The organism is Verrucosispora sp. SN26_14.1, from assembly GCF_004307965.1.
Taxonomy (GTDB): Bacteria; Actinomycetota; Actinomycetes; order Mycobacteriales; family Micromonosporaceae; genus Micromonospora.
In genome coordinates, this window is record NZ_SISL01000193.1 from 1 (window position 1) to 10,769 (window position 10,769).

General features: G+C 73.3%; 11 protein-coding genes. 7 read left to right on the top strand and 4 right to left on the bottom strand.

The window, feature by feature from the left end:
- The 4 genes from EYA84_RS17735 to EYA84_RS17750 form a co-directional block, all read left to right on the top strand.
- On the top strand, positions 1-414 hold a 414-nt coding region (locus EYA84_RS17735; RefSeq protein ID WP_131054176.1), incomplete at its 5' end, for an FtsX-like permease family protein.
- A complete protein-coding gene (locus EYA84_RS17740) occupies positions 411-3,089 on the top strand; it encodes an ABC transporter permease (RefSeq protein ID WP_131054177.1) in 2,679 nt (892 codons plus the stop codon). The genes EYA84_RS17735 and EYA84_RS17740, both read left to right, overlap by 4 nt.
- A 67-nt stretch (positions 3,090-3,156) precedes the next feature.
- Positions 3,157-4,125: an ABC transporter ATP-binding protein gene (locus EYA84_RS17745; protein WP_131054178.1), complete on the top strand. Its 969-nt coding sequence runs from the start codon at positions 3,157-3,159 to the stop codon at positions 4,123-4,125.
- A complete protein-coding gene (locus EYA84_RS17750; RefSeq protein WP_131054179.1) occupies positions 4,122-4,811 on the top strand; it encodes an ABC transporter ATP-binding protein in 690 nt (229 codons plus the stop codon). The genes EYA84_RS17745 and EYA84_RS17750 overlap by 4 nt, the downstream gene beginning before the upstream one ends.
- Before the next feature lie 2 nt (positions 4,812-4,813).
- Here the strand turns inward: EYA84_RS17750 and EYA84_RS17755 are convergent, their stop codons facing one another.
- From EYA84_RS17755 to EYA84_RS17765, 3 genes are all read right to left on the bottom strand, one after another.
- Positions 4,814-5,269 carry a hypothetical protein gene (locus EYA84_RS17755; protein ID WP_131054180.1) on the bottom strand — a complete coding sequence of 152 codons (456 nt, stop codon included), beginning with the start codon at positions 5,267-5,269 and terminating at the stop codon, positions 4,814-4,816.
- Between the two features lie 58 nt (positions 5,270-5,327).
- Positions 5,328-6,326 carry a tyrosine-type recombinase/integrase gene (locus EYA84_RS17760; RefSeq protein WP_131054181.1) on the bottom strand — a complete coding sequence of 333 codons (999 nt, stop codon included), beginning with the start codon at positions 6,324-6,326 and terminating at the stop codon, positions 5,328-5,330.
- A 132-nt stretch (positions 6,327-6,458) separates the two neighbouring features.
- Positions 6,459-6,884, bottom strand: coding sequence for an Hsp20/alpha crystallin family protein (locus tag EYA84_RS17765; RefSeq protein WP_131054182.1), 426 nt, complete (start codon positions 6,882-6,884; stop codon positions 6,459-6,461).
- Positions 6,885-7,122: 238 nt separating this feature from the next.
- Between EYA84_RS17765 and EYA84_RS17770 the strand changes: the two genes are divergently transcribed.
- From EYA84_RS17770 to rox, 3 genes are all read left to right on the top strand, one after another.
- A complete protein-coding gene (locus tag EYA84_RS17770) occupies positions 7,123-7,905 on the top strand; it encodes an FkbM family methyltransferase (protein ID WP_131054183.1) in 783 nt (260 codons plus the stop codon).
- Between the two features lie 58 nt (positions 7,906-7,963).
- Complete coding sequence (locus tag EYA84_RS17775) at positions 7,964-8,431, top strand: HNH endonuclease (protein WP_131054184.1); 468 nt, start codon at positions 7,964-7,966, stop codon at positions 8,429-8,431.
- A 447-nt stretch (positions 8,432-8,878) separates the two neighbouring features.
- Entirely contained in the window at positions 8,879-10,312 is a 1,434-nt protein-coding gene (gene rox, locus EYA84_RS17780) for a rifampin monooxygenase (protein WP_131054185.1), read from the top strand.
- A 9-nt stretch (positions 10,313-10,321) separates the two neighbouring features.
- On the opposite strand, the gene EYA84_RS17785 is transcribed toward rox, so the two are convergent.
- On the bottom strand, positions 10,322-10,597 hold the full coding sequence (locus EYA84_RS17785; RefSeq protein ID WP_131054186.1) for a putative quinol monooxygenase: 276 nt from the start codon (positions 10,595-10,597) through the stop codon (positions 10,322-10,324).
- Positions 10,598-10,769 lie beyond the last annotated feature (172 nt).

The window sequence follows — 10,769 nt, forward strand, 5'->3', positions numbered from 1 at the left end:
CGAGGTGCCCTCTTCGCCGCCGCGCTGGCCGCGGTGCTGCTGGCCGCCGTGGGCGTGGCCGTGGACGTCAGCGCCACCGCGCGGCGGCGGGCCACCGAACTGGCGGTGCTGCACACCCTCGGCGCCGGTCAGCGCCTGGTGGCCCGCTCCCTGCTGGCCGAGCAGGCCTTCCTCGCCGGGATGGGGGTGCTGGTCGGCCTGCTGGTGGGCGTCGGGGTGGCCGCGACCATGGCACCCCTGGTCATCCTGACCCCGTCCGCCGAACGCCCCCATCCACCACCGCTGCTGAGCGTCGACTGGCCACCGGTGCTCGCCACCGGCGTGGGCCTGCTCGCCCTGGCACTGGCGTTCAGCGCCGCCGTCTCCACCGGCATGCGCCGTCGCCTGACCGTCACGGACGGAGCGACCCGATGACGGGCCGGATCAGGGTGTACGCGGGCCAGGTGGCGCTGCTGGCGCTGTTGGGTCTGGTCGCGGCGATGCTGGTGACCGCCGCGCCGCGCCTCGCCGACGGGTACGCCGACCGGGGGCTGCGCGCCGACGTCGCGCACCTGCCGCACCTGGTCCGTGACATCTCCTTCGGCGTGGCGCGGCCCGCACCGGCCGCCGCCGGGCAGGCCGAGCTGGACCGGTACGCCGCCGCGCTGCCGCAGCCACTGCCCGGCCTGGTGGACCGCCGGTGGTACGCGTCCTCGATCGACCCGGAGCACCTGCTCGCGTACGGCGACGCACCACCCATGGACGGCGGGGCGCGGAAGCTGTTCGGGGTACGCGCCCAGACCGGCGTCGAGGAGGCGGTCGAGGTGACCGCCGGGCGGTGGCCGCGTACGCAGGCGGGCGGCCCGGCGGAGTTGGCGGTGTCGGTGGAGGTGGCCGAGACGCTGTCCCTGCGGCCCGGCACCGACCTGCGGTTCGGGGGCGGGAACCGGCAGGCCCGGGTACGCGTCGTCGGGGTGTTCACGCCGCGCGACGCCGCCGACCCGGTCTGGGACGACCTGCGGCAGGCACTGAGCCCGACCGTGCCGCTGCTCGACGGCGACCCGTACGTGGTGGCGGGTGTGACCGACTGGGCCGGGATGGACGTGGTCTCGGCCGGTGCCGGGGTGCCGGCGGTGAGCGGCTGGCGGTACCGGCTCGACGAACGGCGGTTGGACACCGGGGTGCTCGACGCGGTCACCGCGGCGGTGGCCGAGACCCGCCGCTCCGAGACGGTCCCGGGCGCGCTGGTGCAGACCTCGCTGGACACCGCGCTGGTGCGCTTCGCCGACGCGCTGCGGTCGGTGCGGGCGTTGCTGGCCGTCGTGCAGACCGGGCTGCTCGCCAGCCTGCTCGGGCTGATCGTGCTGGCGGCCCGGCTCGCGGTCCGGCGCCGACGGGCGGAACTCACGCTGCTGCGGGCGCGGGGTGCCTCGCTGGCCACGATCGGTCGCCGGCTGCTCGCCGAGGCGGTGCCGGTGCAGCCGCTCGCGGTGCTGCTGGGTGCCCTGGCCGGGGCGGCGGTGCCGGGCCGCTCGACCGGGGTGCCCTGGCTGGTGCCGGTGCTGGCGGTACTCACCACCGTCGTGGTGCCGGTGCTGGCGGTGCTCGCGTACCGGCGGGTCGGTGTGGTCGCCGGCCGCGCGGACGTGGTGGCGCAGCGCCCGAGCGCACGCCGGCTCACGCTGGAGGCGGGCGTGCTGGTGCTCGCCGGTCTCGGCGTGGTGCTGCTGCGCCGCCGGGGCCTGGACGTGGCCGGCGGCGTCGACGCGTACCTCAGTGCGGTGCCGGTGCTGGTCGCGGTCGCCGCCGCGCTGGTGGCGATCCGGTTGCTGCCGTGGCCGCTGCGGTTGGTCGGCCGCTTCGCCACGCGGTCCCGGGGCGCGATGCTGTTCCTCGGCGTGGCCCGCGCCGGTCGGGGTGCGCCGGTGGCGTGGGGGCCGTTGGCGGTGCTGATCGTCGCGGTCAGCACCGGCGTCTTCGGCGGCGTGGTGACGACCACGGTGGCCGACGCCCGGGACCGGGCGGCGACCCTGAGTATCCCGGCCGACGCCTGGTTGACCGGCTACACCTTCGCCCCGGACGCCGCCGACGAGATCGGGACGGTGCCCGGGGTGCAGGCGGTGGCCCGGGTCTGGGTGGAGTCGAACCGGCGGCTGCTCTCCGAGAGCGGCCCGGGGGCACGTCAGCTCGGTCAGGCCCGGGTGCTGGTGGTGGACGCCCCGGCGTTCGCCGAGGTCGTGGCGCGCAGCGGGGTGGACGTCGACGTGCCGGCCGCGTTGCGCGACGCGGCCCGTGGGGACGGGCCGGTGCCGGCGGTGGTCTCGCCCCGGGTGGCGGCGGAGATCGGCGACGGCGCGGTGGCCGACGTGCAGAGCCGGTGGTACGCCTTCCAGGTCGCCGGCATCGCCGACGCCTTCCCCGGCGTGGGGCTCGGCGTCGAGCGGTTCGTGGTGCTGCCGTGGCAGGCGCTGCCCGAGTACGAGTACACCCCGATCGTGCCCAACCGGTACCTGCTCGCCACCGACGGCGTGGACGAGGCGCGGTTGCTGGCGGTGGCCGACGAGACGCAGCGGCGGCGGCAGTCCGACGTGCTCGGCAGGGAGGTCACGCGGACCCAGGTGCCGGCGGCCCTCCAGACCCGGCAGGCGTACCGGGAGGGGTTGGAGCGTACCGGGGCCAACGAGGTGTTGACCCTGGCGTTCACCGTGGGTGCGGCCGGTGGCACCGCGCTGGCGGTCCTGGCCGTCGGGTTCGCGGTGGTCGCCGACGCCGCCGGTCGGGGGCGGACGCTGTCGCGGCTGCGCACCCTGGGACTGTCGGCGGCGGGCGGTCGGCGGCTTCTCGTGTACGAGCTGGTGCCGCTGGTGGTGGTCGCGGCGTCGACCGGCGCGGCGGTGGGGGTGGCCCTGCCCCGGCTGCTCGGTCCGACCCTGGGGCTGGCCGCGTTCGCCCCCGGGGTCCCGATCCGCGACCATCTGGATCCGCTGGTCGTGGGCGGGGTGCTGGTGCTGGTGGTGCTCGGCCTGCTGGCCGGTCTGGTGGTGGAGAACCTGGTGAACCGGCGGATGCGCCTCGGTGAGGTGCTGCGCCTGGGAGAGGAGAACCCGTGAGCGAGCGTCAGCGAGCGGATCGTGGACCGGTGTCCCACGCCGGCGCGCGGCGGAGCGGAGAGCCGGCATGACCGTGGTGGAGCCGGGGCCGGATCTGGCGACGTTGCAGCGTCGGGCGGCGGAGCGTGCCGCCGCCCGCGCCGGTGGCGCGGACCGGCTGCGCGGGCACATCGTCTGCGACGGCCTGGTGCGGATCTTCACCAGTGAGGGCGTGGAGGTCGTCGCGTTGCAGGGGCTCGACCTGGTCGTGGACCGGGGCGAGCTGGTGGCGATCGTGGGTGCCTCCGGGTCCGGCAAGTCCACCGTGCTCAACATCCTGTCCGGGCTGGACACCCCGACCGCCGGGATCGCCCGGGTGGCCGGCTACGACCTGTTGACCATGTCGGCCCGCAGGCGGCTGCGGTACCGGCGGCACACGGTCGGGTTCGTGTGGCAGCAGACCGGCCGCAACCTGCTGCCGTACCTGTCGGCGCGGGAGAACGTGGAACTGCCGATGCGGTTGGCCGGTCGGGGTGGCCGGGCCGGTCGGCGCCGCGCGACGGAGCTGCTGGACATGGTCGGCGTCGGCTCCTGCGCGGACCGTCGGCCGGGGCAGATGAGCGGCGGTGAGCAGCAGCGGTGCGCGGTCGCGGTGGCGGTCGCCAACGACCCGGAGGTCCTCTTCGCCGACGAGCCGACCGGTGAGCTGGACGAGGCGACGGCGGCGGAGGTGTTCGGGGCGCTGCGCACCATCAACGCCGAGTTGGGCGTGACGGTGGTGGTGGTCACCCACGACCCGCAGGTCGCCACGCAGGTCCGTCGGACCGTCTCGATCCGCGACGGGCGGACCGCCTCGGAGGTGCACCGCACCGCGCGGGTCGGCGTCGACGGTGTGGAGGAACTGGTCACCGAGGAGTACGCGGTGCTGGACCGGGCCGGGCGGATGCAGCTGCCCGCCGGGTTCGTCGACGCGTTGGCGCTGAAGGACCGGGTGAAGCTGACCCTGGAGCCGGACCACGTGCAGGTCCGCGCGGGCGACGGGAGGGACGCGACGTGAGCGAGGACCTGGTACGCGTCGAGGGGTTGTGCCGCGACTACGGCAGCGGCGACCGGATGGTCCACGCGGTACGGGACGTGTCGTTGCGGGCCGGTCGCGGTGAGCTGGTCGCGGTGCGGGGCCGCTCGGGTGCCGGCAAGACCACGCTGCTGAACCTGATCGGCGGCCTGGACCGGCCCACGTCGGGACGGGTGTGGGTGGCCGGTCGCGAGGTGACCGCCGCCGGTGACCAGGAGCTGCTGCGGCTGCGCCGGGACACGGTCGGGTTCGTCTTCCAGTCCTTCGGGCTGATCCCGATCCTCTCCGCCGCCGAGAACGTCGGGGTGCCGATGCGGTTGGCGAAGACCCCGGCCGCGCAACGCGAGGAACGGGTGTCGGTGCTGCTGGAACTGGTCGGGCTGGGCGGGCAGGCCGCGCAACGCCCGTACGAGATGTCCGGTGGGCAGCAGCAGCGGGTGGCGATCGCCCGCGCGTTGGCCAACGACCCCGAGCTGCTGATCGCCGACGAACCCACCGGCCAGTTGGACTCGGAGACCGGCCGGGCGGTGATGGACCTGCTGCGGGCGCTGGTGCACGCGCGGGGAATGACCGCGCTGGTGGCCACGCACGATCCGACGCTGGTGGAGATGGCCGACCGGGTGCTGGTGCTGCGCGACGGTCGGCTGGTCGAGCCGGCCGGGGTATGAGATCAGTACGGGTCGCCGCAGACCCGCCACCCGTCCTCCCGCACCACCGACAGTTCACGTTGCTCGGTGGTGCCGCTCTCGCGGGTCAGCCGGACAGTGACGGTGCCGTGCGGTTTGCCCCGGTCGGTGGCGACCGACACGTCGACGATCTCGTAGTCGCGCACGGTCGGCGGGGTGCGGACCCAACTGGTGAAGCCCAGCTCGCTCCACCGGCTGCGCGAGTCGGCGCAGAGCCGCTCGTACGCGCTGTCGGTGTCGCCCGTGGTCACCTCCCGCAGGAACCCCTCGGCGGTCTCCCGCACCGGGCCGGCGGCCTGGGTGACCACCTGCACGTTCCAGGCGCCGAGACCGGCGACACCGATGCAGCACAGCGCCACACCGGCGCCGGCGAAGACGAGTCCGACCCGGACCGGGTGGCGTCGCCGGGCCGGCCTGCTCCACGGCTGCGCCTCGCCCACACCATCCGACCGTAGAGAATCGGGCGCGTCGGCGGGCGGAAAGCCGTCCGGTGCCGCGTCAGGTCCGGCGGCGGGCCCGGGCGGCCCAGATGGCGTACGCGGGATCGCGGTCGAGGTTGTGCCGGTCGCGGTCGTAGCGTCGGGTGGTACGCGGGTCGGCGTGCCCCATCGCGTCCTGCACGTCCTCCAGCGGTACGCCCTCGGCGCGGGCGGTGGTGGCGAACGCGTGCCGCAGCGAGTGCGGCGACAGGCGGGCCCACGCCGGGATGCCCGCGTCCCGGGCGAGCCGCCGGATCAGCCGGAACACCGAGTGCCGGTCGAGTCGGGCACCGCTGGCGGTGACCAGCAGTGCCCCGGTGAGCTGGTGTGCCGCCACGCCCTGCTCGGCGGCGCGCTGGGTCAGGTAGGCGTCCACGGCGTAGGCGGTGGAGGGGGTGAGGGCCCGGCGGCGGGACTTGCCGCCCTTGCCGGTGAAGCGCACGCTGCGGTGTCCGCGTTCGGTGCCGAGGTCGGCGACGTCCAGGGAGACCAGTTCCCCCACCCGCAGACCGAGGTCGGCCAGGAGGGTGACGGCGGCGCGGTTGCGGGCGGCGGTCGGCCCGGTGTCGGTCTCGACGGCGGCGAGCAGCGCGTCCACCTCGTCGGGGGCCAGGCCCACCGTGCTCGAATGGTCGCGGTCGATGCGGGGCCGGTCGGCGTCGGAGACCGGGTTGGCGTGCACCGCCTGGAGCTTGACCAGGAAGTCGTACCAGCTGGACATCGCGGACAGCTTGCGGGCCACGGTCGCCGGGGTCAGCGGCTTGCCGGTCCGCGCGGCCAGGGTGCTCTCCAGCGTTCGCGCGTACTCGTTGACGTGCAGGAAGTTCGCCCGCAGCGGGTCCAGGTGGCGGGCGTCGCACCAGCTCAACCAGCCGGCGACGTCCCGCCGGTACGCGTCACGGGTGTGTTCACTCAACCGCCGGTTACGCAGCCACGCGTCGGTGACGGCCATCGGCCCCCCGGGCAGGGCGGGATGGGCCGGCGGGCGGTACAACACCGGGGTCTCGGTCGAACGCATGCGAAAAATGTTCTCAGCCGTGTTTCAGGATGACGAACAGGCGCGCCGACGCGTCATGATCGCACACCGCCGGACCGTACGGCCGCCGCACGCGGCCGGGCGGGAACACCTCCCGCCCGGCCGTCACGAGTGTCAGGCGTTGATCTGCCGTCGGCCGGTGCCGGTCGCGCTGACGGTGACCTTGCGCGGCTTGGCCCGCTCGGCCACCGGGATCCGCAACGTCAACACGCCGTTCTCGTACCCGGCCTCCAGCTTGTCCGTGTCGAGCGTGTCGCCGAGGAAGAGCTGCCGGCTGAACACGCCCATCGGGCGCTCGGCGGCGACGAGTTCGACGGTGTCACCGGCGGGCCGGCGACGCTCGGCCCGGACGGTCAGGACGTTGCGCTGGACGGTGCAGTCGATGCTGTCCGGGTCCACTCCCGGCAGGTCGAAGGCGGCGTAGAAGTGGTCGCCGTCGCGGTAGGCGTCCATGTGCATGACCGCCGGGCGGCTGGTGGTGCCGAAGAACTGCTCGGCGAGCCGGTCGATCTCACGGAACGGGTCGGTGCGCATCAGCATCTCGTGCCTCCTCGGGTCCTCTGCGCCGAAGGTTCGGAAGTAGTTGAGCCTTGGCGACTCAACTTTCTGTCTTCTTATTTAGCGCGCCGGGCGCGCATCGTCAACTCCCGCGCGGTGGTCGTCGAAGCCGGCCAGCAGGCGACGACCGACGTGTCCTCTCGGCGCCCGCGTTCACGCCGGGTGACGGGCGTCATCGAGCCGAGCCACCTCGACGGGGCGCGCGGGTTAGGGTGCTGCGATGGGTACACACACCGCTGCGGTCGAGGCGCTCAAGGCCGACCCCGCGACCGCCGGGCTACGCCGGTCGCTGGAGGTCTACTACGGCGACCCCGGACGGGACGCGGCGATGGACGCCTTCTACGCCCGCTTCGTCCGACCCGGCGACCTGGTCTTCGACATCGGCTCCCACGTCGGCGACCACATCGGCAGCTTCCGCCGCCTCGGCGCCCGGGTCGTCGCGGTCGAACCGCAGCCGCTGTGCCTGCGGGCGCTGCGCACCATCTACGCCGACGACGACCATGTCACCCTGGTCGAGGCGGCCTGCGGGGCGCAACCGGGACGGATCGGTTTCCTGGTCAACTCCGCCAACCCCACCGTCTCCACCGCCTCCACCGACTTCGTCAGTGCGGCGGCCGGGGCCGGCGGCTGGGAGGGGCAGGTCTGGGACGGTCAGATCGAGGTCCCGGTCACCACCGTGGACGCCCTCATCGCCGAACACGGTACGCCGGCCTTTGCCAAGATCGATGTGGAGGGCTTCGAGGACGCCGTGCTGGCCGGGCTGAGCGGCACGCTGCCCGCGTTGTCGTTCGAGTTCACCACGATCGAACGCGAGGTGGCGCTGCGCTGCCTGGACCGGTTGACCGCGCTCGGTTTCGGCGGCTTCGACGTGGCGCTCGGCGACCACAAGGATCTGACCCTCGGCCGCTGGGCCACCGCCGAGGAGATGGCGGCGTACCTCACCGAGTTGCCGCACGAGGCCAACTCCGGCGACGTCTACTGCGTGCCGTCGCCGTCCCGCTGACAGCCCGGCCCACGGATCGCCGGTCCCCCGCTGGTGACCGCCGCCGTACCCTGACCGGGTGCTGTCCCAGATCACCGGCCTGTCCCGACACTTCACCGAGGACACGCTGCGGGCGTACCTGCTGAGCCGTTCGACCCGCACCGACAGCGGATGCCTCGTCGTCCGTGGCTACGGCACCCGGCGGGGCGTACACCAGAAGCTGGCGGGCCGGGCCTGGGCGCACATCGCGGCGTACGTGGTCTTCGTCGGGGACTACGACCCGGCGCTGGAGATCCACCACGACTGTGCAGTGCCGGACTGCATCGAGCCGACGCACCTGCGCCAACTCCGCCACGCGGACACCTGCCGAGAACGCCGCCAGGCCCCGCTGTGCCGCAACGGGCACGAGCGGGAGATCGAGCCGGCGACCGGCCGCTACCGACGCGTCTGCCGGACCTGCAACCGCGAGGCGCAGAAGCGTTGGCGCGAGCGCCAGGCCGCCGAGGTCGCCGCAGCCCGCGCGACGTACCGGCCGACGCCCTCCTGACGCCCCGAGGGTCCTGACCAGGCGGCACAGTACGTGGACTACACCAGCGTAAGTCCTTACGCACCTTAACAGTCATTATGATGCGTGGTGCCTTTGCCCGATTTGTGGCGAATAATTATTGGATTGTAGTTACTGGTAATCCAATAATTACTCGCCACCTCTCCCCGGGTTCGATGGGGCAACTCCCGAGCGGAGAAGGGCGTCCAGGTCGAGAACGACACCCGACTGCCGTGCACGGGTGGCAGGGCTCTGCCGAGTGGCGTGCGTGTCGCGCGATGGCGCAGAGTGCCGGCGTATGAGGCGGCGGGCCGGTGGGAGCGCGAAGCGCAAGGGCATCGCGTGCCGCCACCATCACCGTATAGCTCACCCCGGGGCTTGCGGCAAGACCCCGGCCGGGGCGCACAATCGGGCGCCGAAGCCAGGAGCTGCGGAAACAAGGGGAATGTCATGGTCGACGTGATCGTCGCCGGGGCCGGACCGACCGGCCTGATGCTGGCCGCCGAACTACGACTGCACGGCGTGCGCGTACTCGTGGTGGAGAAGGAACCCGAGCCGCCCGCCTTCGTACGCGCACTCGGCCTGCACGTCCGCAGCATCGAGGTGCTGGACCAGCGGGGCCTGCTGGAACGCTTCCTCGCGTACGGCCGGCGGCGCCCGCTCACAGGGTTCTTCGCCGGCCTCGACACGCCCGCACCCGTACGGCTGGACACCGCACATCCCTACGTTCTCGGCATCCCGCAGCCCGTCACCGACCGGTTGCTGGCCGAGCGCGCCACGGAACTCGGTGCCGAGATCCGGCGCGGCGGCGAACTGGTCGGGCTGAGCCAGGACGAGCAGGGTGTCACCGTCGAACTGGCCGACGGCACCCGACTGCGCTCGCGCTACCTGGTCGGCTGCGACGGTGGACGCAGCAGCGTCCGCAGACTGCTCGGTGTGGACTTCCCCGGTGAACCGAGCCGGGTCGACACGCTGCTGGGCGAGATGCGGGTGACCACACCGACGGAGACGCTGGCCGCTGTCGTGGCCGACGTACGCAGGACCCAGAAGCGGTTCGGTGTCGGCCCGGTCGGGGACGGCATGTGCCGCGTCGTCGTACCCGCCGAGAAGGTGGCCGAGGATCGGGCCGTCCCGCCGACCCTCGACGACTTCCGGCGTCAACTGCGGGCGTACGCCGGCACCGACTTCGGCGTGCACTCGCCCCGCTGGATGTCGCGCTTCGGCGACGCCACCCGGCTGGTCACGCGGTACCGGACCGGGCGGGTGCTGCTGGCCGGCGACGCCGCGCACATCCACCCGCCCGTCGGCGGGCAGGGCCTCAACCTCGGCATCCAGGACGCCGTCAACCTCGGTTGGAAGCTGGCCGCAGAGGTGGGTGGCTGGGCGCCGGAAGGGCTGTTGGACAGCTACCACACGGAACGGCACCCGGTGGCCGCCGACGTCCTCGACAACACCCGCGCGCAGATGGAGCTGCTCTCCACCGAGCCGGGTCCGCTCGCGGTGCGACGGCTGCTGTCGCACCTGATGGACTTCGAGGAGGTCAATCGGTACCTGATCGAGAAGGTCACCGCGATCTCGGTCCGGTACGACGTCGGTGCGGGCCACGAACTGCTCGGCCGCCGGATGCGGGACGTACGCCTGGGCCGGGGGCGTCTCTACGAGCTGACGCACACCGGACGCGGACTGTTGCTCGACCAGACCGGTGGGCTCTCGGTCGACGGTTGGGCGGACCGCGTCGACCATGTCGTCGACGTGAGCGAGGAACTGGACGTGCCGGCCGTGCTGCTGCGGCCGGACGGCCACGTGGTGTGGGTCGGTGCCGAGCGGCAGAGTCTGCGGGACCACCTGCCCCGGTGGTTCGGGTCGGCGCGGTGCACCGCGTGATCCACCGGGTCAGAGACCCAGGCCGCCCCGCACAGTCGTCTCCTGGCCGGTGAACTCCCCAGTGAGCAGGGGCATGGCCCGCGCGATCGCCGCCTTGGTCTCCGGGAGGTGAAGCGAGCGCGCGTGGTGTTCCCGGCTCTGCCAGACCTCGGTGACGACGACGAGGTCCGGATCGGTGTCGGAGACGCCGACGACGTACAGGTGGCAACCCGCCGCGCGGAGGCCCTCGACACCGTCGAGCAGGATCGCCACGACCTCCTCCCGCTGGCCGGGCCTGGTCCTCATGGAGCCGATGTAACCGAACACGTCTTCTGCCTCCCGATGCCGACGGACAACCGACCGTACTGTCCGGCTACGACAACCCCGGTCGGGACGGATCAGGCGGCGCGGCGTCGGCGCAACGGGAACCAGGACCACCGGGGTGCGGGCGGCGGGGCGGCCACGGGCACCGCCGGGT